Source organism: Mycobacterium parascrofulaceum ATCC BAA-614 (assembly GCF_000164135.1).
Lineage (GTDB): Bacteria > Actinomycetota > Actinomycetes > Mycobacteriales > Mycobacteriaceae > Mycobacterium > Mycobacterium parascrofulaceum.
Window position 1 is genome coordinate 140,113 of the sequence record NZ_GG770553.1, and the last position, 20,857, is coordinate 160,969.

The window sequence follows — 20,857 nt, forward strand, 5'->3', positions numbered from 1 at the left end:
AGAGCGGCTCGAGGCCCGCCAGGTGCCGCTGCGCCAGTTCGCGGTAGGCCTGCGGATTGACCTTGACCCACATCTCCGCGCCCGTTCCCGCGACCGGGCCCTTGATCTGCGCCGGCGCGCCCACCGCCAGCATCCCGGCCGGGATCTGGGTGCCCGCCGTCACCAGCGAGTGGGCCGCGACCAGGCTGCGCGCGCCGATCACCGCACCGTCGAGGACCGTGGCGTGGTTGGCGATCAGGGCCTCGGACCCGACGTGCGCCCCGTGAATGCAGCACATGTGCGCCACGGTGGCACCCGGTCCGATGTCGACCGGGATGCCGGGCGGCGCGTGCAGCACGGACCCGTCCTGCACGTTCGCGCCCTCCCGCACCACGATGGGCCCATAATCGCCGCGCAGCACGGTGTTGAACCACACCGATGCGCCGGCCTCGACGACGACGTCGCCGATCAGGGTGGCGGTCGGGGCGACGAACGCGGTCGGGTCGACCCGCGGCGCACGACCCTCGAAAGCGAACAGCGGCATCGTCTAGATATACCCCGAGCGCGCATACGCCGGGCGTATCCGCAGCCAGACGCGCCGTCATTGCGCGCCCCCGCCGCAAAACTGTAACGTGTTCTAGTTAGAGGGCCAGCGAGTTGGAGGTGACAGGTGAGTACCGACACCAAGGCGGTCGGCATCCGGGAGATCGATCCCGGCGCATTGCCGACGAGGTACGCCCGGGGCTGGCATTGCCTGGGCGTCGCGAAGGATTTCCAGGACGGCAAGCCGCACTCGATCGAGGCGTTCGGCACCAAGCTGGTTGTCTTCGCCGACTCCCACGGCGACATCAAGGTGCTGGACGGCTACTGCCGGCACATGGGTGGTGACCTGTCGGAGGGCACCATCAAGGGTGACGAGGTGGCCTGCCCGTTCCACGACTGGCGCTGGGGCGGTGATGGCCGCTGCAAGCTGGTGCCGTACGCCAAGCGCACGCCCAAGACGGCGCGCACCCGCTCGTGGACGACCGATGTGCGCGGGGGCCTGCTGTTCGTCTGGCACGACCACGAGCAGAATCCGCCGGACCCCGCGGTCCGGATTCCGGACATCCCGGAAGCCGCCAGCGACGAGTGGACCGAATGGCGGTGGAATCGCATCCTCATCGAGGGGTCGAACTGCCGCGACATCATCGACAACGTCACCGACATGGCGCACTTCTTCTACATCCATTTCGGTCTGCCGACGTACTTCAAGAACGTCTTCGAGGGCCACATCGCGTCGCAATACCTGCACAACGTGGGCCGGCCGGACGTCAACGACCTGGGCACCTCCTACGGCGAGGCGCACCTCGACTCGGAGGCGTCCTACTTCGGGCCGTCGTTCATGATCAACTGGCTGCACAACAGCTACGGCGGCTACAAGGCCGAGTCGATCCTGATCAACTGCCACTACCCGGTGACCCAGAACTCGTTCGTGCTGCAGTGGGGAGTCATCGTCGAAAAGCCCAAGGGCATGGACGAGGAGATGACCGACAAGCTGTCGCGGGTGTTCACCGAAGGCGTCAGCAAGGGCTTTTTGCAGGACGTCGAAATCTGGAGGCACAAGACCCGCATCGACAACCCGCTGCTGGTCGAGGAGGACGGTGCCGTCTACCAGCTGCGCCGCTGGTACCAACAGTTCTACGTCGACGTCGCCGACATCCAGCCGGAGATGGTGGAGCGCTTCGAGATCGAGGTCGACACCACCCGCGCCAACGAGTACTGGAACGCCGAGGTCGAAGAGAACCTGAAGGCGGCCAAGGATTCCGAAGAAGTCCCCGCGGAGCAGCACTGACCGATATGCCCGACGATCAGCCGGCAGTTCCTGACGTCGATCGGCTCGCTCGATCGATGCTGTTGCTGCACGGCGACGGGCACGACCACGACGAGCGGCCCTCGAGTTCGGACGGCAACGGCGGAGCTCGTGCTGGTTTAGCGTCGAAGTCAAGGGATTTCAGCAACGACCCGCAACGCGCCGCCGCGGTGGCCGAGGCCAGCCGCGCCGACCGCGAGCGCTACCTCAGCTCGGGGCTGCTGCCGGTGGATTGCCGGTTCTGCCACGTCACGGTCACCGTGCGGCGGCTCGGTCCCGGCCACACCGCGGTGCAGTGGAACACCGAAGCGTGGCAGCGCTGCGCGCATTTCACCGAGGTGCGCAACTCCGGTGGCGACACCGCGCGCATCCGGTCATGCCCCAAGTTGACCGACAGCATCGAGCACGCGGTCGCGGAGGGTTATCTGGGCGAGCCGGCTCCCGAGGACGACTGATCTACAGCCCGGCGAAGCGCTCCTTGACGGTTTCGACGGTCAGCCCGTAATCGGCCAGCGAGTAACGATGTTTCGGCGCCCGCTCGCCGGACTGGCTGGCGGCGTGCGTCTTCTCCATCGCCGTCCGCGCCTCGTCGGTCAGCGTCAGGCCGAAGTGCCGGTAGATGTCGGTCACCGTGCCGAGCGGATCGGCGATCAGGTCCTTGTAGTCAACGTCGTAGAACTGGGCCGGCGAGTATTTGGCGCGCGCGGTGTTGAAGCGCTCCAGGCCCCGCGACCAGGTGTCCATTGCGTCGGCGCCGATTTGGGCCCCGTCGAACGTCGTCGACCATCCCTCGGCGGTGTGCTGGGCCAGCGAGCACATCGACGCCATGATCGTCTCGACCGGCCGATGCGTCTGGATCACCAGCGCGTCGGGGTAGGTCGCCATCAAGGCGTCCAACGCGAACAGATGGCTGGGATTCTTCAGCACCCAGCGCTTTTCGGTGTCATTGAGCCCGATCAGCTGCAGGTTTTTGCGGTGCCGCTGGTAGGACGGCGTCCAATCCTGCTCCGACAGCCAGTGCGCGTAGCTCGGGAGGTGCGCCAGCGTCTCGTAGGACACCGAGTGCAGCGACTGCCGGAGCAGCTGCCAGCATTCCTCGAGTTCGTAGGCGGCCATGAAATGCAGGCCGGTGTAGCCGGGATTCTCCTGGTGGTGCCGGGTGAATTGCGCGTCGAGCTGCTGGTAGAGCGGGTGGGACTCCCAGGTTTCGCGCGGTGGTCGCGGCTGCGGGAACTCGGCCAGCCACATGTGCAGGCCCTGATGCGTGGGGTCTGCGCCCAGCAGGCGGTGCAGCGCGGTGGTGCCGGTGCGCACCAGGCCGGTGACGAAGATCGGCCGTTCGATCACCACGTCGGCGTGCTGGGGATACTGCTTCCAGGACGCCTCGGACAGCAGCCTGGCCACCAGCGCGCCGCGCAGGAAGAACCGATTCATCTTGCTGCCCAACACCGTAAGGCCCGCCTCGCGCCGATAGGAGTCCAGCAGCACCTCCAGCGCTTCGCGATAGTTGTCGTCGTCGGCGCCGAAGTCGTCGAGCCCGGTCAGCTTGGTGGCCGACGCGTGCAACTCGTCGACGGTGCCGATGTCGGTGCGATCGGACATCAGTGGTGGTACTCCCCGCAGTTGACGTCCAGGGTCTGTCCGGTGATGCCGCTGGACAGATCGCTGGCCAGGAAAAGGATCGCCGAGGCGACCTCGTCTTCGGTGGGCAAGCGCTTCAGGTCGGAGTTCGCCGCGGTGGCCGCGTAGATCTGGTCCGCCGTGGTGCCATACTTGCCGGCCTGGTGCTCGAAATAAGCCTGCAATGTTTCGCCCCAGATATATCCGGGTGCAACGGAATTGACGCGGATTCCCTTCTCGCCCAGCTCGGTGGCCAGCGATTGTGACATGGACAGCAGCGCCGACTTGGCCATCTTGTAGGCGCCGTACTTGGCCTGGGAGTGGCGCAGCACCATCGAGTTGACGTTGACGATCGATCCGTGCGACTTCTCCAGCGCGGGCGTGAAAGCCTGGATGAGGCGCAGCGCGCCCAGGGCGCTGAGCTCGATCGCGTCACGGATGTGCTGGAAACTGGTGCCCGCCAACGGTTTCATCGAGGGCACCCGGAACGCGTTGTTGATCAGCACGTCGACCTTGCCGTAGGTCGCCATGGTGGTCTCGACGAGGTAGTTCACCTCGTCGTCGTCGGTGATGTCGGCGCGCACCGCCAACGCCCTGCGCCCGGTGTCGTTGACCTGCTTGGCCACGCTCTCCAGCCGCTCGACCGTCCGCGCCGCCAGCACCAGGTCGGCGCCATTTTGGGAGCACCTGTGGGCCAGGGTGGTGCCCAGCCCCGGGCCGACACCGCTGATGACGACGACCTTCTCCGCTAGCAATCCTGACATCGTCACCCCAGCATCCTGGCCGCAATTTGTTGCTGGCGCAGCGCTATTCGCGCACGCCACTCGTCGTCGGAGATCTTATTGTGTTCGTAGTGGGGCAGCTTGGCCGGTATGGCGTCGAAGTCGACCAGCTCCACGGTGGGGCCATCGGCCTCGGTGAGCTCCCGCGACACCCGCTGCCAGCGGAACTGCAGAATACCCCGCCGATGGCCCAGGGTCTCCACCCAGTTGGTCACCCCCGGGTTCCGGTCGGCGACGACGATTCGCACTTTCCCATCCGGATCCGCCTGCGCCTGAGTGTTGTTCAGCGACGTCTGGTGGTTGATGTAGTCCAGCGAGATGTACCACAGGCTGCCCAGTTGAAAGCCGAGGTAGGGCGCGTCGGAGACCGGGATGGTGATCACCAGGGCCTGATCGGGCCTCAGGTCGTAGTGGCCGACCGACGAATACTGCGTTGCCAGGCCACCCGGCGTCAACCGGGGCGCCACCATCGTGTTCACCGGGAGGTCGAGATAGAACCACTGCGGGAATTGCAGCCACGTCTTCACCCGGTTGACGAGCTGCTTTCCGGCGGTGGCGTAACGCTTTTCGATGGTTTCGCGGGTCAGCGGCGGTGGGGCGGTGCCCGCGGTGTCCAGCCGGGAGATGGCCAGGGTGCCGCGCTGTGCGGACCAGTCGCCGTAGACCTCGCGGATGACCAGTTGGCCGGGGCTGGTGGGACGCACCCGCCACTCGAAGCTGCCGTCGGCGGCGATCTCGAGTTCACGGTCGTCGAACGCGGCCTGGCTGGCCGGTACGTTGTCGTCGGTGTATTCACCGCCGAGCAGCTGGAAGCTCAGGTCGGTCGTGGTGCCGCGCCGGCCGGTGACGACGTAGTCGTGATTGGCGTGCACCCGGGTGCCGAAGTAGAGGGTGTCGGGATTGTCCAGGCCCATCTTGGTGAACGGGCCGGTGCCCGACTGCAGGAATGGGTGGTCGCGGTCGTAGTCGAAGGCCAGGTGCATGCAGCCGGCGATGCAGCCGGCGAGATATTGCATTCCTTCGAGCAGGTCGGCTTCGGTCTCGATGAAGGGCGCGTCGGCGACCAGTTTCTCGGCTTCGGCGATCGCGGAGGTGAGAGGATCAGTGAACACGCCTAGACGCTAGAACGTGTTCTACTTTTTCGTCAATGGCGAACGTTCCCGCGCGTCGGCCGCGGCGTTCACGGACGAGGCCGGCTCGCTACGGTGGGCAGGAGTGGGAGAGGTCGATGAGGTGCTGGCGTACGTCGGGATGCCGGTTCAGGTAGTCGATGACGTTGGGGCCGCCACCTTCCGCCTCGGATCTGGCCTGCAGCTGCGCATGGAGGTCCGGATGCCGCTGCAGGTACGAGTTGATGGATGCACCCACGTCCTGATTGCACTGGGGAGCGGCGTTGGCCGTTGGCAGTGCGATCGTCGTCGCGGCGATGGCGGTGAGTAGTCCCCCGGCGAGCAGGCCGTACCGTCCCCGGCGAGGACCGACTTTCTTGTCTGTCGTGCTCATGCGCGCCAGGCTACTCGCGGTTCCTTTGCGTCGCCTGTGCGCGCGGAAGCGGGCTACTTGGCGACCGCCGAGCCGCTTTCTTGCTCGCGTTTGATCTCCAGCGCGATGTCGATGAGTTGGTCTTCTTGGCCGCCGATGAGTTTGCGTTGGCCGGCGCGGTGCAGCAGTTGGTGGGCGGGTACGCCGTAGCGTTCGGATTGGCGGATGGCGTGTTTGAGGAAGCTGGAGTAGACCCCGGAGTAGCCCATGATCAGGGCGTTGCGGTCCAGCAGGCATTCGGCGGGCATGGCCGGGGCGACGACCTCTTCGGCGGCGTCGGCGATGTCGAAGAAGTCGATGCCGGTCTTGACGCCGATCTTGTCGAACACCCCGATGAGCGCCTCGACGGGGGCGTTGCCGGCTCCGGCGCCGAACCGGCGGCACGAGCCGTCGATCTGCTTGGCGCCCGCGCGCACGGCCTCCACCGAGTTGGCCACCCCGAGGCCGAGGTTCTCATGCCCGTGGAAGCCGACTTGGGCGTCGTCGCCGAGTTCGGCGACCAGCGCGGCCACCCGGTCGCGCACGCCCTCGAGGACCAGCGCGCCGGCCGAGTCGACCACGTAGACGCACTGGCAGCCGGCGTCGGCCATGATGCGGGCCTGGGCGGCGAGTTTTTCCGGCGCGATGGTGTGGCTCATCATCAGGAACCCGACGGTTTCCAGGCCCAGCTCGCGGGCCAGGCCGAAGTGCTGGATGGAGACGTCGGCCTCGGTGCAGTGGGTGGCGATCCGGCAGATCGAGCCGCCGTTGTTCTGGGCTTCTTTGATGTCCTCCTTGGTGCCCACCCCGGGCAGCATCAGAAAGGCGATCTTGGCTTCCTTGGCCGTGGCGGCGGCCAGCTTGATCAGCTCCTGCTCGGGGGTTCTGGAGAAGCCGTAGTTGAAGCTCGACCCGCCCAGCCCGTCGCCGTGGGTGACCTCGATGACCGGCACGCCGGCGGTGTCCAGGGCGGCCACGATCGCGCCCACCTCGTCTTTGGTGAACTGGTGGCGCTTGTGATGCGAGCCGTCCCGCAGCGACGTGTCGGTCAGCCGCACATCCCAGATCGGGTTGAAGAAAATCTCTTGGGTGCTCATGCCTGCGCTCCTGGCGCCGTCGCGGACAAGGATTCCTTGGCGATCTCCTCGCCGACCTTGGTCGCCGCGGCGGTCATGATGTCCAGGTTGCCCGCATACGGGGGCAGGTAATCGCCGGCGCCCTCGACCTCGACGAACGTGGTGACCACGGCCTGACCGCCGGAATTGAGCGACGGCTCGTCGAACTGCGGCTCGTTGAGCAGCCGGTAGCCCGGCACGTAGGTCTGCACCTCGGCCACCACCTCGTGGATCGACGCCGCGATCGCGTCGCGGTCGGCGTCCTCGGGGATCGCGCAGAAGATGGTGTCGCGCATGATCATCGGCGGATCGGCCGGATTCAAGATGATGATCGCCTTACCGCGCTTGGCGCCCCCGATGGTCTGCACACCCCTACTGGTGGTCTTGGTGAACTCGTCGATGTTGGCCCGCGTCCCGGGGCCGGCGGAGACCGACGCCACCGACGCCACGATCTCGGCGTACGGCACCTCCACGACCCGGGAGACCGCGTAGACGATCGGGATGGTCGCCTGCCCCCCGCAGGTGATCATGTTGACGTTCGGCGCGTCCAAATGCTGGCGCAGATTCGCCGGCGGAATCACCGCCGGGCCCACCGCGGCCGGGGTCAAATCGATGGCCCTAATCCCCGCCGCCGCATACTTCGGCGCGGCGTCGCGATGCACATAGGCACTGGTCGCCTCGAACACCAAGTCGGGCTTCTCGGACCGGGCCAGCAGCCAGTCCACCCCCTCGTGGGTGGTCTCCAAACCCAGCTTGCGGGCCCGGGCCAGCCCCTCGCTTTCCGGGTCGATGCCCACCATCCACCGCGGCTCCAGCCAGTCGGACCGCAACAACTTGTAGAGCAGGTCAGTGCTGATGTTGCCCGACCCGACAATGGCCACACTCGCCTTAGACGGCACGATAACGCTCCTATTCGAATGACAGCCGGACACAGCCCAGGCCCGTGAAGTCGGCCACAAAGTCGTCGCCGGCGTGCGCGTCGATGGCTCGCGTGCACGATCCGGGAAGCACCAGGTCGCCCTTGCGCAACCGCACGCCGAAGCCCTCCACCTTGCGGGCCAGCCAGGCCACCGCGGTGACCGGATTGCCCAGCACCGCGTCGGTACGCCCCGTGGCCACCACCTCACCGTTGCAGCGCAGCACCGCATCGATGCCCTTGACGTCGATGTCGCGCGGCGCAACGCGTGCCTCACCGAGCACGAAGCCCGCCGACGAGGCGTTGTCGGCGATCGTGTCGCACAACTCGATCTTCCAGTCGGTGATCCGGGTGTCGATCAACTCGATCGAGGGCACCAACGCCTCGGTGGCCGCCAGCACGTCGCCCTCGGTGCACTCGGCCCCCGGCAGGTCGGCATTCAGGAGGAAACCCACCTCCACCTCGACGCGCGGCCACAGGTATCGACTCGCCTTGACCCGGGTGTCCTCGAACAACTGCATCTCGTCCAGCAAATGCCCGTAGTCGGGCTCGTCGACCCCCATCATCTGCTGGATCGCCTTGGACGACAGGCCCACCTTGTGGCCCAGCACCCGGGCGCCCTCGGCGACCCGCTGGCGGATGTTGATCAACTGAATCTCATACGCGTCGACCACATCGATCTCCGGGTGGACAGCGGTCAGCGGCGCGATCGGCTCGCGGCTTCGCTCCGCCTGCGCCAGGTCGGCAGCAAGCTCGTCTCGCGTCGCAACACTGAGCATCTGCGGAAGTCTCCTCGTTCGTGTGACCGGCCCAGTAGCGCCCGGCCCGCGCAATTCTATAACGTGTTCTACATGACAGCACAGGAGCTCGACGTCGTCGTGGTGGGGAGCGGCGGAGCCGGCATGGTGGCTGCCCTTACCGCCGCTCACCGGGGCCTTTCCACAGTAGTCATCGAAAAGGCTGCGCACTATGGCGGCTCCACCGCCCGCTCGGGCGGCGGCGTCTGGATCCCGAACAACGAGATCCTCAAGCGTGACGGCGTCCGCGACAACCCCGAGGCGGCCCGGACCTACCTGCACGGCATCATCGGCAACATCGTCGAGCCCGAACGCATCGACACCTACCTCGACCGCGGACCCGAGATGCTGTCGTTCGTGCTCGAGCACACGCCGCTCAAGATGTGCTGGGTCCCGCGCTACTCCGACTACTACCCGGAGGCGCCGGGCGGCCGCGCCGAGGGCCGCTCGATCGAGCCCAAGCCGTTCGATGCCCGCAAGCTGGGTGCTGACATGCCCGGCCTGGAGCCGGCATACGGCAAGGTGCCGCTCAACGTGGTTGTGATGCAACAGGACTACGTGCGGCTGAACCAGCTGAAGCGACACCCACGGGGCGTGCTGCGCAGCCTGAAGGTCGGCGCCCGCACGATGTGGGCGAAGGCGACCGGCAAGAACCTCGTCGGCATGGGCCGGGCGTTGATCGGTCCGCTGCGGATCGGGCTGCAGCGGGCCGGCGTTCCGGTGCTGCTCAACACGGCGCTGACCGACCTGTACGTCGAGGACGGCGTGGTGCGCGGCGTGTACGTTCGCGACACCGACGCATCGGAGTCCTCCGAGCCGCGGCTGATCCGGGCGCGGCGCGGGGTGATCCTCGCCTCCGGCGGTTTCGAGCACAACGAGCAGATGCGGGTGAAGTACCAGCGCGCGCCGATCACCACGGAGTGGACGGTCGGCGCGAAGGCCAACACCGGCGACGGGATCGTGGCGGCCGAAAAGTTGGGTGCCGCATTGGAACTGATGGAAGACGCCTGGTGGGGGCCGACCGTGCCGCTGGTGGGTGCGCCCTGGTTCGCGTTGTCGGAACGCAATTCCCCGGGCTCGATCATCGTCAACATGTCGGGCAAGCGGTTCATGAACGAGTCGATGCCCTACGTGGAGGCGTGCCACCACATGTACGGCGGCGAGTTCGGCCAGGGCCCCGGGCCGGGCGAGAACATTCCCGCCTGGCTGGTATTCGACCAGCAATACCGGGACCGCTACATCTTCGCGGGATTGCAGCCGGGCCAACGGATTCCGCGTAAATGGCTGGAGTCCGGGGTCATCATCTCCGCCGACACGCTCGAGGAGCTGGCCCAGAAGGCCGGCCTCCCGGTTGCGGACTTCGCCGCGACGGTGGCCCGCTTCAACGGCTTTGCCCGCTCGGGCGTCGACGAGGACTTCCACCGCGGCGAGAGCGCGTACGACCGTTACTACGGTGACCCGACCAACAAGCCGAATCCCAACCTCGGCGAGCTCACGCACGCGCCGTACTACGCGGCCAAGATGGTGCCCGGCGACCTGGGCACCAAGGGCGGCGTCCGCACGGACGTGCACGGCCGCGCGCTGCGGGACGACGGCACGATCATCGAAGGCCTTTACGCCGCGGGCAATGTCAGCGCCCCGGTGATGGGCCACACCTACCCGGGCCCGGGTGGCACCATTGGACCGGCGATGACCTTCGGCTACCTGGCCGCACTGCACATCGCGGGGGAACGCTGATATGCCCATTGACGTAGAAGTCGCGCTGGCCGCCGAGCTGGACCCCATCGAATTCGCCTGGACGAGCAGCGATGTGCAGCTCTACCACCTGGCGTTGGGGGTGGGCAAGGATCCGATGGACCCGCGCGAACTGCGCTATCTGGTCGACGACACACCGCAGGTCCTGCCGACGTTCGGCAACGTGGCGGCCTCCTTCCACATGACCAAGCCGCCGACCGTGCAGTTCCCCGGCATCGACATCGAGCTGGGCAAGGTGCTGCACGCCAGCGAGCGGGTTGAGGTGCCGGGGCCGTTGCCGCCGTCGGGGTCCGCTCGCGCCGTCACCCGGTTCACCGACATCTGGGACAAGGGCAAGGCCGCGGTGATCTGGAGCGAGACGACGGTCAGCGCTCCCGACGGCACGCTGCTGTGGACGCAGCGGCGGTCCATCTTCGCCCGCGGTGAAGGCGGTTTCGGCGGCGAGCGCGGGCCCTCGACGTCGGACGCGGCGCCGGACCGCGCGCCCGACGTGGAGGTCGAGGTGCCGATCCTGCCGCAGCAGGCGCTGCTGTACCGGCTCTGCGGCGACCGCAACCCGCTGCACTCCGATCCGGAATTCGCTGCGGCCGCCGGTTTTTCGCAGCCGATCCTGCACGGCCTGTGCACGTACGGGATGACCTGCAAGGCCATCGTCGACACGCTGCTGGACGGCGACGCCGGCGCGGTGGCCGCCTACGGCGCGCGTTTCGCCGGGGTGGCGTTCCCCGGCGAGACGCTCAATGTCGGCATCTGGAAGGAAGGCGGGCGGTTGCTGGCCAGCGTTGTCGCGCCTTCGCGCGACAACGCGGTGGTGCTGAGCGGCGTCGAGCTGGTGCCCGCGTAGGGCTTTCGGGACCCTTTGTCGCCGAGCGCCCCGCCTGCCGGGGCTTCTCGACCCGCGACTGTGCGGCTAGCCGCACACTGGGTTGCGAGTGCGCGGCTAGCCGCACACTCGACGGTCGAATGCCACGCGAACACGGCGAACGATTTCTGCGGGCCGATCCCCCGCCACGACCCGGATGACGATCCAACCCAGGCGCTCAAGCGTCTCCAATCTCCGGACGTCCCAGCTATATTGCCGACGATCGTTGCGGTGTTGCTCGCCGTCATATTCAACCGCTACTTTGACGTCGTCCCAGCCCATGTCCAGATAGGCGAACACGCTGCCGAATTCGTCGAACACCGGAATCTGTGTCTGGGGCCGCGGCAAGCCGGCCTCGACCAGCACGATGCGAAGCCATGACTCTTTCGGCGACTGCGCACCCGGGTCAAAAAGGTCTACCGCTCGGCGTGCTCGCATGATCCCTCTGCGCTTGGCGTATCTGCGAGCCAGCAGATCAATATCAACGGCCTTGAGCTCGGTGACTCTAGCGAGCGCGTCAATCCCCGCCACAGCCGTCGTTGTCGGGTACCAACAGGCGAGATCCAGTGCCGTCCTCGCCGGGGACGTGACCGGCAGCCCGGCCACCAGCGAGATCTCGTCGTCCTCGATCCGGTCACGGTGCGTCTTGATCCCAGGCGGGCTGCGCCGGTTGTCGTGAAGCAACTCCACCACCTGTCCATCGTCGACCCATTTACTCCCATGCAGCGCGGCAGCTGAGAATCCTGCGATGACACCGCGGCGGTGGGCCCAAAGCCAGCCTGCCCGCGCCCGTGACTCGGCATTCATGGCGACATCGCGTCCCGTATAGACGTCAGGGAACACTCGGCGGCATCGGGTAGCCAGCTGAGTCTTGGTCAAAGCCCCTGCGGCGACGGCCTCGCTGCCGATGAACGGCTGTCTCACGACGGAAGCGTCGCAGGCAGCGCCACGTCGGTCACTTCAGCTATCCACAAGTCGTCGAAGGTGCGGCTAGCCGCACCTTCGAGCGCGAGTGTGCAGCTGGCCGCACACTCGGCAAGAAAGACTGCGAACGCTAGCCCAGGATCAAGCCGGACGTGGGCACGCCGGTACCCGCGGTGACGAGGACGTGCTCGACGTCGGGGACCGGGTTCACCGAAGTCCCGCGCAATTGCCGCACGCCCTCGGCGATTCCGTTCATGCCGTGGATGTAGGCCTCACCGAGTTGACCGCCATGCGTGTTGATGGGAAGCCGGCCGCCCACCTCGATCGCGCCGTCGGCGATGAAGTCCTTGGCTTCGCCCTTGCCGCAGAACCCCAACTCCTCCAACTGAATCAGCGTGAAGGGGGTGAAGTGGTCGTACAGGATGGCGGTCTGAATATCCGACGGCTTGAGGCCGGACTGTCCCCACAGCTGCCGGCCCACCACGCCCATCTCGGGCAGGCCAAGCTCCGGCCGGTAGTAGCTGACCATCGTGTACTGATCGGGGCTCGAGCCCTGCGACGCCGCCTCGATGACCGCCGGCCGCTGCTCGAGATCCCGCGCGCGCTCCACCGACGTCACCACGATCGCGACCGCGCCGTCGGTCTCCTGGCAGCAGTCCAGCAGCCGCAACGGCTCGGCGATCCACCGGGAGTTCTGGTGGTCCTCGATCGTGATCGGCTTCTCGTAGAAGTACGCCTTGGGGTTCTTGGCCGCGTGCTTGCGGTCGGCCACCGAGATGACACCGAAGTCGCGGCTCGTCGCACCGGAGAGGTGCATGTAGCGCTGGGCGATCATCGCGACCTGTGCCGCCGGCGTGGAAAGCCCATGCGGGTAGGAGAACGAATTGTCCGCCGCCGTCGAATCGGCTTGGGCGCGGGCGTCTCCCGCCAGCCGCGTCTGCACCTGACCGAAACGCATGCCGGACCGCTCGTTGAACGCCCGGTACGCCACCACCACGTCGGCCACGCCGGTCGCAACGGCCATCGCCGCCTGCTGAACGGTCGCGCAGGCCGCGCCGCCGCCGTACCCGATCTGCGAGAAGAACTTCAGATCGCCGATGCCCACCGCACGCGCGACCGCGGTCTCGTTGTTGGTGTCCATCGTGAACGTGGTCAGCCCGTCGACGTCCGACGGCGACAGGCCGGCGTCGTCCAACGCATCCAGCACCGCCTCGGCCGCCAGCCGCAGTTCGCTGCGACCGGAGTCCTTCGAGAAGTCGGTCGCGCCGATGCCGACGATCGCAGCCTTACCCGACAACATCAGGAATCCCCCATCGTCAGCGTCACGGTGGCGATGACGTGGTCACCAAGGCTGTTGCGGCCGAACACCTTTACCGTGACCAGGCCGTCGTCCACGGCGGTCACCTCACCGGAGAAGGTCACCGTGTCATAGGCGTACCACGGCACGCCCAGCCGCAGCCCGATGGACTTGATCAGCGCCGACGGACCCGCCCAGTCGGTGACGTAGCGCTGCACCAGCCCGGTGTCGGTCAGGATGTTGACGAAGATGTCCTTGGAACCCTTGGCCTGCGCGAGATCCCGGTCGTGGTGCACGTCCTGGAAGTCCCGGGTGGCCAGGGCCGTCGAGATGATGAACGTCGGGTCACCGTGCAGCTTGAGCTCGGGCAAGACGGTGCCGACTTCGATGACCGGTGCGCTCATGCCGCGGGCTCCCACGCGTACAGGGTCCACTCCGGGCCGCTGTCCCCCGCCGGAAAGTCGATATAGGTTGCGCGCACGGGCATTCCGATCTTCACCTTGGCCGGGTCCACACCACGCAGCTCGCCCAGCATCCGCACGCCCTCCTCGAGCTCCACCAACGCGATCACGAACGGCAGCGTTCGGCCGGGCACCTTCGGCGCATGGTGCACCACGAAACTGAACACCGTGCCCTTGCCGCTCGCCACCACGTAGTCGATCGGGGCGGTTTTGTCTTGCCACACGGCCGGCACCGGCGGGTGCTGCAGGCTCCCGTCGGGCCGCCGCTGAATCCTCAGCTCGTGCGCCTTGACGCCCTCCCAGAAGAACGCGGTGTCGCGCGACGACGCCGGACGCATCATGACGTCGGGATCGAGGTCCGCCGGCACCGACGACGTCGGCTCGGAGGACTCGCGGGGCTTGAATTTGAGGATGCGCCAGTTCATCTCGGCGACGTCCTCGTCGCCGACCCGCCAGATGATGTGCTGGTTGATGAAGTAGCCCTCGCCCAGACCGGTCTGCTTGGGGCCGATCACGTCGCCCATTTCCGAGGTGATGCTGACGTGCTCGCCGGGCTGCAGGTAGCGGTGATACGTCTGCTCGCAGTTGGTGGCGACCACACCGATGTAGCCGGCGTCGTCGAACAGCTGCATGATGGGGCCCATCGGATCGTCCTTCGGGCGCTCCCCGCCCAGGCCGAACATGGTCCATACCTGAATCATGGCCGGCGGGGCCACGATTCCGGGGTGCCCGACGGCGCGGGCGGCCGCCTCGTCGACGTAGATGGGGTTGCGGTCGCCGATGGCCTCCACCCAGTTGTTGATCATCGGCTGGTTCACCGGGTCGCGGCCGGCGCGCGGCTTCGGGCCGCCGGCCGCCTTGATCTCGGCGACGGCCTCGTGGATGTCGGTCACCGGGGGACCCTCGGCACTTTGAGTCCGGCCGCCGCGATCATCTCCCGCATGACTTCGTTCACGCCTCCACCGAAGGTGATCACCAGGTTTCGCTTGGTTTGCGAATCCAGCCAGTTCAGCAGGTCGGCGGTGTCCGGCTCGGCCGGGTTGCCGTACTTGCCGACGATCTCTTCGGCCAGTCGGCCGATGTACTGGATCCGCTCGGTACCAAACACTTTCGTCGACGCGGCGTCGGCCATGTTGATGTCCTCGCCCGCGGCGGCGACCTGCCAGTTCAGCAGCTCGTTGATCCGCCACATCGCGTGGATCTCGCCGAGCGCACGCTTGACGTCCGGATGGTCGATCGGCGTGACCCCGTCGGCACCCGGCTTGGATGCCCAGGCGCGCACGCGGTCGTAGATGCCGGCGGTGCGGCCCGCGGGGCCCAGCATCACCCGTTCGTTGTTGAGCTGGGTGGTGATCAGCTTCCACCCGCCGTTCTCCTCGCCGACCAGCATGTCGGCGGGCACCCGGACGTCGTTGTAGTAGGTGGCATTGGTGTGGTGGGCGCCGTCGGACAGGATGACCGGCGTCCAGGAGAAGCCCGGGTCCTTGGTGTCGACGATCAGGATCGAAATGCCCTTGTGCTTCACCGCTTCGGGGTCCGTGCGGCAGGCCAGCCAGATGTAGTCCGCGTCGTGACCGCCGGTCGTCCACATCTTCTGGCCGTTGACGATGTACTCGTCGCCGTGCCGCACGGCGGTCGTCCGCAGCGAGGCCAGGTCCGTCCCCGCCTCGGGCTCGCTGTATCCGATCGCGAAGTGCACCTCGCCGGCCAGGATCGCCGGCAGGAACTTCTTCTTCTGCGCCTCGGTGCCGAACTGTTGCAGGGTCGGGCCGACCGTCTGCAACGTCACCGCGGGCAGCGGCACGTCGGCCCGGTGCGCCTCGTTGACGAAGATCGACTGCTCGATCGGGCCGAAGCCCAAGCCGCCGAACTCCTTTGGCCAGCCGACGCCGAGCTTGCGGTCCCGGCCCATCCGCCGGATCACCGCACGGTAGGCCTCGTTGTGCCGGTCCTGCTCCATCGCCTTCATCTCGTCGGACGAGATGAGGTTCGAAAAGTATTCCCGCAGTTCGGCTTGCAGCTGACGCTGCTCCGGGGTCAAGTCTATGAACATTGCGCTCCCACCAGGTCGAGACGATGAGAAGGCCCGCCCAGCAGGCGGGTCAGGTCTTTGATCGTGGAGTAGTACCGGTGCATCGGGTAGGTGATGTCCATGCCCATGCCGCCGTGCAGGTGATGGCAGGTCTGCATCACCGGCGGTGCCTGCGAGGTGATCCAGTATCCGAGGACATCCAGGTCGTCGTCCGCATCCCGCCCTTCGGACAGCCGCCAGACGACCGACTTGGCCGCCAAATCGATGGTGCGCGAGGCGATGTAGACCTCGGCGAGCTGTGCGGCCACCGTCTGAAACGTCGACAGCGGCTTGCCGAACTGCTTGCGGTTGGCCACGTAGTCCGCGGTGAGGCGCAGCGCGCCGGCCACCAGCCCGTCGGCGTACGCGCCGATGGCCGCCAGCGCCAGCTGGTTCACCCGCGACGGCGTCGCGCCGGCCAGCACGTCGGAGCCGTCGACGGCGACGTCGACGAACGTCACCGTGTACTCGTCGGCGCCGTTCGACGTCGGGGTGTGGGCCAGCTGCACGCCGTCGGCCTTCGGTGCCACGACGACGACCGCGCTGTCGGCGGTGACGATGATCCAGTCCGCCGACGCGGCATAGGGCACAGCGACTTTCGTTCCCGACAGCCGCCCGTCGGCGAAGGTGGTCGACGGACGGTCGGGCAGCGCGGTGCCGGGCTCGTTGAGCGCGGCCGTCAGCACGCCGCCCTTGGGCACGCCGGCCAGGAACCGGTCCTGCTGTTCGTCGGACGCCAGGTCCAGCAGCGGCATCACGCCAAGGCCGAGGGTGGCCAGTGCGGGCGTAATGGCGCCGTGGCGGCCGACCTCGGTCAGCACCGTCGCGACCTCGGGCAGGCCCACGCCGTCCCCGCCGAGCCGTTCGGGCACCGGCAGCGCCGGCACGCCGCCGCTGACCAACGCGTCCCAGCTGAGATCCCGGTTCAGGACGGACGTCACCACGTCGGCGACGGCCTGTTGCGTCGCAGTGAGATTGAAGTCCATCAGGACGTCACCGCGTTGCGCCGGAGTAGTCGACCTGCCAGTGCTTGATCCCGTTCAGCCAGCCCGACCGCAGCCGCTCGGGCTCGCCGATCGGCGTGAGGTCCGGCATGTGGTCGGCCACGGCGTTGAAGATCAGGTTGATCGTCATCCGGGCCAGGTTCGCGCCGATGCAGTAGTGCGCGCCGGTGCCGCCGAAACCGACATGGGGATTCGGGTCCCGCAGGATGTTGAAGGTGTGCGGGTCGTCGAAGACCTCTTCGTCGAAGTTGGCCGACCGGTAGGACATCACCACGCGCTGGCCCTTCTTGATCTGCACGCCGGACAGCTCGGTGTCCTCGTTGGCGGTCCGCTGGAAGGCCGACACCGGGGTGGCCCACCGGATGATCTCGTCGGCGGTGGTGGACGGCCGCTCCCGCTTGAACAGCTCCCACTGATCGGGGTTGTTCGCCATCGCGATCATCCCGTGGGTGATCGAGTTGCGCGTGGTCTCGTTGCCGGCCACGGCGAGCATGACGACGAAGAAACCGAACTCGTCGTCGGAGAGCTTCTCGCCGTCGATGTCGGCCTGGATCAGCGTGGTGACGATGTCGTCCGTGGGGTTCTTGCCCCGCTCCTCGGCCATCGCCATCGCGTACGTGATCAGTTCCATCGACGACTGCGCGGGATCGACGTGGGCGTACTCGGGGTCGGTGCCGCCGGTCATCTCGTTGGACCAGCGGAAGAGCTTGTCGCGATCCTCCTGGGGCACGCCGAGCAGGCCCGCGATGGCTTGCAGGGGCAGCTCACACGAGACCTGCTCGACGAAGTCGCCGCTGCCCTCGCTCGCCGCGGTCTTGGCGATGTTCTGGGCGCGCTGGGCCAGCTCGGCTTCCAGCCGCCCGATGGCCCGCGGGGTGAACCCGCGGGAGATGATCTTGCGCAGCCGGGTGTGGTGCGGCGCGTCCATGTTGAGCATGACGCTGCGCTGCAGTTCGACCTGTTCGCGCTTCATCTCCGGCGGCCACGTCGGGATGGCGCCGTTCAGCCAGCTCGAAAAGATGTCGCTGCGCTTCGAGACCTCCTTGACGTCGGCGTGCTTGGTGACGATCCAATAGCCGTGGTCCTCGAACCCGCCCGAGCCGTTGGGGATGTCGACCCAGTGGATCGGCTCCGCCTTGCGCAGCCAGGCGAGTTCCTCGACCGGCAACCCCGCGAGGTTGACGTCAGGGTCAAGGAAGTCGAAGTCGGCGGGAATGTTGGGGGGTGCCATGATGTGTGCGCTCCTCAATTGCAACGTGTTCTAGTGCCAGTAAAACACGGCTCCTGCGCAGATAAAAGGCAGGTCACCATCCTCGCTTGTCAGACTAATGAAACGTGTTCTAGCCTGACGGAATGGGTAACCCGGTAATCGTCGAAGCCACCCGCAGCCCGATCGGCAAACGCAACGGGTGGTTGTCAGGACTGCACGCCACCGAGCTGCTTGGTGCGGTGCAGAAGGCATTGGTGGAGAAGGCCGGCATCGACCCCGGCGACGTCGAGCAGGTGATCGGCGGCTGCGTGACGCAGTTCGGCGAGCAGTCGAACAACATCTCCCGGGTTAGCTGGCTCGTCGCCGGGCTGCCCGAGCACGTCGGCGCGATGACCGTGGACTGCCAGTGCGGCAGCGGCCAGCAGGCCAACGGCCTGGTCGCCGGCCTCATCGCGGCGGGCGCCATCGACATCGGCATCGCGTGCGGAATCGAGGCGATGAGCCGCGTCGGCCTGGGCGCCAATGCCGGTCCCGATCGCAGCATCCTGCGGCCCGCGTCGTGGGACATCGACCTGCCCGATCAGTTCACCGCGGCCGAGCGGATCGCCAAGCGGCGCGGCATCACCCGCGAGGACATCGACGAGTTCGGCTACCAGTCGCAGGCGAAGGCCAAGCAGGCGTGGGAGGAAGGTCGTTTCGACCGCGAGATCTCCCCGATCGAGGCGCCGGCGCTGGACGAGAACAAGCAACCGACGTCCGAGCGGGTCACCATCTCCCGCGACCAGGGCCTGCGCGACACGACCCTGTCGGGGCTGAGCTCCCTCAAGCCCGTCATCGAGGGCGGCATCCACACGGCGGGAACGTCGTCGCAGATTTCCGACGGCGCCGCGGCGGTGCTGTGGATGGACGAGGACAAGGCCAAGGCCCTCGGGTTGCGGCCGCGGGCTCGCATCGTCAGCCAGGCGCTGGTCGGCGCCGAGCCCTACTACCACCTGGACGGCCCGGTGCAGTCGACGGCCAAGGTGCTGGAGAAGGCCGGCATGAAGATGGGCGACATCGACATCACCGAGATCAACGAGGCGTTCGCGTCGGTGGTGCTGTCCTGGGCGCGGGTGCACAACCCCGACATGGACAAGGTGAATGTGAACGGTGGGGCGATCGCGCTGGGCCACCCGGTGGGCAGCACGGGCAGCCGGCTGATCACCACGGCGCTGCACGAGCTGGAGCGCACCGACCAGACCACCGCGCTGATCACCATGTGCGCGGGCGGTGCGCTGTCGACCGGCACCATCATCGAGCGCATTTAGCACTTGATCGTCTCGGAGCAGAGCCGCGTCGCCGCGGCGCAGTCCTACATCGACGCGCTGGTCAGCCATGACGGCGACTCCGTGCCGTTCGCTGCCCGGTGCACCCGCATCGAGCAGGGGATCAAGAACGGGTTCTCCGGTAATCACTTGCGGCGCAGCCTGAATCGCGGGGCTCAGTACCGCCTGATCGCGGACACGACGCCGCCGGACTACCGGGTCGACGGCGACCGGGTGCACGCGGCGTATGCCGTGCTGACCAAGGCGGCGTTCGGCCGCCGGCGGCTGGCCGCGCGGGTCGACGAGACGTTCGTGATTCCCGCCGAAAACCCAAGCGGCAGAGCAGAGATCCAGCACATCAAGGTTCGCTTCCGACCGTTCATTCAGCGCTAAGGACACCTCATGCCCAAACCCAAGCCACGCTCGTTGAACGCACCCTGGGTCGGCTTCATCATCAAATGGATGGCCAAGGGCAACACCTGGATCTACCGCCACAGCAACGGACGATTGGGCGGCACCTTCGGCAACGCACCCGTGGCGCTGCTCACCACGACGGGGCGCAAGACCGGTGAGCCGCGGGTGAGCCCGCTGCTCTACCTGCGCGAGGGGAACCGGGTGGTGCTGGTCGCATCCAAGGGCGGTAGCGACAAGAACCCGCTGTGGTACCTCAACCTCAAGGCCAATCCCGAAGTCTCCGTGCAGATCAAGGACGAGGTGCTGCGGCTGCGGGCCCGCGACGCGACCGAGGCGGAACGCGAGGAGTACTGGCCGAAGCTGGACAAAATGTACCCGTCGTTCGGCGACTACCGGTCGTGGACGGATCGGGTGATTCCGATCGTCATCTGCGACCCGTAACGTTTCTGCCGTGCCCGGGTGGGGAATCACCAGGGCAAGATGCCAAACTGGATCCGCAACTCGCGGCCGATCGCCCTGTTGCTCAAGTATTTCGCGCGCGCCCACATCTGGGTGTACCGCCGGACCGACGGCAGGATCGGCGCCAAACTGTTGCGGTTCCCGGCGGCACTGATCACGACGACCGGGCGGAAGTCGGACCAGCCGCGGACCACCGCGACCCTCTACCTGCGCGACGGCGATCGGGTCATATTGCCCGCCTCGTTCGGCGGGCGGGACGAACACCCGCTGTGGTACCTCAACGTGCAGGAGAACCCTGAGGTGCAGGTGCAGGTCCGGGCGCAGCGCATGAGAATGGTCGCGCGCGACGCCACCGACGCCGAGCGGGACCGCTACTGGCCGTCGCTGATTCGGATGTACCCGCCGTACCGCAAGTACCGCGAGGTCACCGACCGGGTGATTCCGCTAGTCGTCTGCGAACCGCCGCGCCGAGCGTGAAACCACGGCGAAAAATCGGCGAAATCCTCGCCGCCAGTTC

At 67.0% G+C, this 20,857-nt stretch carries 23 protein-coding genes; 8 read left to right on the top strand and 15 right to left on the bottom strand.

The genetic code is table 11. The features are described from left to right. Positions 1–523: gamma carbonic anhydrase family protein (locus HMPREF0591_RS00735; RefSeq protein WP_007166460.1), on the bottom strand; the 523-nt coding region annotated here is incomplete at its 3' end. Positions 524–649: 126 nt separating this feature from the next. Between HMPREF0591_RS00735 and HMPREF0591_RS00740 the strand changes: the two genes are divergently transcribed. Next, positions 650–1,810, top strand: coding sequence for a 3-ketosteroid-9-alpha-monooxygenase, oxygenase component (locus HMPREF0591_RS00740; RefSeq protein ID WP_007166461.1), 1,161 nt, complete (start codon positions 650–652; stop codon positions 1,808–1,810). Positions 1,811–1,815: 5 nt separating this feature from the next. Next, positions 1,816–2,283 (top strand): hypothetical protein, encoded by a 468-nt coding sequence (locus HMPREF0591_RS00745; protein WP_007166462.1) that lies wholly within the window; start codon positions 1,816–1,818, stop codon positions 2,281–2,283. A 1-nt stretch (position 2,284) separates the two neighbouring features. On the opposite strand, the gene HMPREF0591_RS00750 is transcribed toward HMPREF0591_RS00745, so the two are convergent. From HMPREF0591_RS00750 to HMPREF0591_RS00780, 7 genes are all read right to left on the bottom strand, one after another. Beyond that, on the bottom strand, positions 2,285–3,430 hold the full coding sequence (locus tag HMPREF0591_RS00750) for a sulfotransferase family protein (RefSeq protein ID WP_007166463.1): 1,146 nt from the start codon (positions 3,428–3,430) through the stop codon (positions 2,285–2,287). Further along, entirely contained in the window at positions 3,430–4,212 is a 783-nt protein-coding gene (locus tag HMPREF0591_RS00755; RefSeq protein WP_040620835.1) for an SDR family oxidoreductase, read from the bottom strand. Before HMPREF0591_RS00755 ends, HMPREF0591_RS00750 begins: the two co-directional genes overlap by 1 nt. Positions 4,213–4,214: 2 nt before the next feature. Next, entirely contained in the window at positions 4,215–5,342 is a 1,128-nt protein-coding gene (locus tag HMPREF0591_RS00760; protein ID WP_007166465.1) for a hypothetical protein, read from the bottom strand. Between the two features lie 88 nt (positions 5,343–5,430). Beyond that, a complete protein-coding gene (locus tag HMPREF0591_RS30620; RefSeq protein ID WP_007166466.1) occupies positions 5,431–5,733 on the bottom strand; it encodes an amidohydrolase family protein in 303 nt (100 codons plus the stop codon). Between the two features lie 53 nt (positions 5,734–5,786). Continuing rightward, positions 5,787–6,848 (bottom strand): 4-hydroxy-2-oxovalerate aldolase, encoded by a 1,062-nt coding sequence (gene dmpG / locus HMPREF0591_RS00770; protein WP_007166467.1) that lies wholly within the window; start codon positions 6,846–6,848, stop codon positions 5,787–5,789. After that, entirely contained in the window at positions 6,845–7,765 is a 921-nt protein-coding gene (locus tag HMPREF0591_RS00775; protein WP_040620839.1) for an acetaldehyde dehydrogenase (acetylating), read from the bottom strand. The genes dmpG and HMPREF0591_RS00775 overlap by 4 nt, the downstream gene beginning before the upstream one ends. A gap of 10 nt (positions 7,766–7,775) precedes the next feature. Continuing rightward, a complete protein-coding gene (locus tag HMPREF0591_RS00780; protein ID WP_007166469.1) occupies positions 7,776–8,561 on the bottom strand; it encodes a 2-keto-4-pentenoate hydratase in 786 nt (261 codons plus the stop codon). Between the two features lie 72 nt (positions 8,562–8,633). Between HMPREF0591_RS00780 and kstD the strand changes: the two genes are divergently transcribed. Both kstD and HMPREF0591_RS00790 read left to right on the top strand, forming a co-directional pair. Beyond that, positions 8,634–10,316 (top strand): 3-oxosteroid 1-dehydrogenase, encoded by a 1,683-nt coding sequence (kstD, locus tag HMPREF0591_RS00785; protein WP_040621577.1) that lies wholly within the window; start codon positions 8,634–8,636, stop codon positions 10,314–10,316. A 1-nt stretch (position 10,317) separates the two neighbouring features. After that, positions 10,318–11,178, top strand: a complete 861-nt coding sequence (locus HMPREF0591_RS00790) for a MaoC/PaaZ C-terminal domain-containing protein (RefSeq protein WP_007166471.1) — start codon at positions 10,318–10,320, stop codon at positions 11,176–11,178. Positions 11,179–11,274: 96 nt separating this feature from the next. Here HMPREF0591_RS00790 and HMPREF0591_RS00795 read toward each other — a convergent pair whose 3' ends face one another. The 7 genes from HMPREF0591_RS00795 to HMPREF0591_RS00825 form a co-directional block, all read right to left on the bottom strand. After that, positions 11,275–12,120, bottom strand: a complete 846-nt coding sequence (locus tag HMPREF0591_RS00795) for a DUF559 domain-containing protein (protein ID WP_007166472.1) — start codon at positions 12,118–12,120, stop codon at positions 11,275–11,277. Positions 12,121–12,250: 130 nt separating this feature from the next. After that, positions 12,251–13,420: a lipid-transfer protein gene (locus tag HMPREF0591_RS00800; protein ID WP_007166473.1), complete on the bottom strand. Its 1,170-nt coding sequence runs from the start codon at positions 13,418–13,420 to the stop codon at positions 12,251–12,253. Further along, a complete protein-coding gene (locus tag HMPREF0591_RS00805; protein WP_007166474.1) occupies positions 13,420–13,821 on the bottom strand; it encodes a MaoC family dehydratase in 402 nt (133 codons plus the stop codon). Before HMPREF0591_RS00805 ends, HMPREF0591_RS00800 begins: the two co-directional genes overlap by 1 nt. Beyond that, positions 13,818–14,771 carry a bifunctional MaoC family dehydratase N-terminal/OB-fold nucleic acid binding domain-containing protein gene (locus HMPREF0591_RS00810; protein ID WP_007166475.1) on the bottom strand — a complete coding sequence of 318 codons (954 nt, stop codon included), beginning with the start codon at positions 14,769–14,771 and terminating at the stop codon, positions 13,818–13,820. Before HMPREF0591_RS00810 ends, HMPREF0591_RS00805 begins: the two co-directional genes overlap by 4 nt. Then, positions 14,768–15,931 (bottom strand): acyl-CoA dehydrogenase FadE29, encoded by a 1,164-nt coding sequence (fadE29, locus tag HMPREF0591_RS00815; protein ID WP_007166476.1) that lies wholly within the window; start codon positions 15,929–15,931, stop codon positions 14,768–14,770. Before fadE29 ends, HMPREF0591_RS00810 begins: the two co-directional genes overlap by 4 nt. Next, positions 15,922–16,935, bottom strand: coding sequence for an acyl-CoA dehydrogenase family protein (locus HMPREF0591_RS00820; protein WP_007166477.1), 1,014 nt, complete (start codon positions 16,933–16,935; stop codon positions 15,922–15,924). Before HMPREF0591_RS00820 ends, fadE29 begins: the two co-directional genes overlap by 10 nt. 7 nt (positions 16,936–16,942) lie before the next feature. Then, a complete protein-coding gene (locus HMPREF0591_RS00825) occupies positions 16,943–18,184 on the bottom strand; it encodes a cytochrome P450 (RefSeq protein WP_007166478.1) in 1,242 nt (413 codons plus the stop codon). A 122-nt stretch (positions 18,185–18,306) separates the two neighbouring features. Here HMPREF0591_RS00825 and HMPREF0591_RS00830 point away from each other — a divergent pair, with 122 nt between their 5' ends. Genes HMPREF0591_RS00830 through HMPREF0591_RS00845 form a run of 4 tightly spaced genes read left to right on the top strand, consistent with a single transcriptional unit; the run spans position 18,307 to position 20,817 of the window. After that, positions 18,307–19,470 carry a steroid 3-ketoacyl-CoA thiolase gene (locus tag HMPREF0591_RS00830; RefSeq protein WP_007166480.1) on the top strand — a complete coding sequence of 388 codons (1,164 nt, stop codon included), beginning with the start codon at positions 18,307–18,309 and terminating at the stop codon, positions 19,468–19,470. 3 nt (positions 19,471–19,473) lie between these two features. Then, the gene (locus HMPREF0591_RS00835) at positions 19,474–19,860 is read left to right on the top strand and encodes a DUF8021 domain-containing protein (RefSeq protein WP_007166481.1); all 387 of its coding nucleotides are present in this window, start codon (positions 19,474–19,476) and stop codon (positions 19,858–19,860) included. A 9-nt stretch (positions 19,861–19,869) separates the two neighbouring features. Continuing rightward, on the top strand, positions 19,870–20,322 hold the full coding sequence (locus HMPREF0591_RS00840) for a nitroreductase family deazaflavin-dependent oxidoreductase (protein WP_007166482.1): 453 nt from the start codon (positions 19,870–19,872) through the stop codon (positions 20,320–20,322). 39 nt (positions 20,323–20,361) lie between these two features. Beyond that, a complete protein-coding gene (locus HMPREF0591_RS00845) occupies positions 20,362–20,817 on the top strand; it encodes a nitroreductase family deazaflavin-dependent oxidoreductase (protein ID WP_040621579.1) in 456 nt (151 codons plus the stop codon). Positions 20,818–20,857 lie beyond the last annotated feature (40 nt).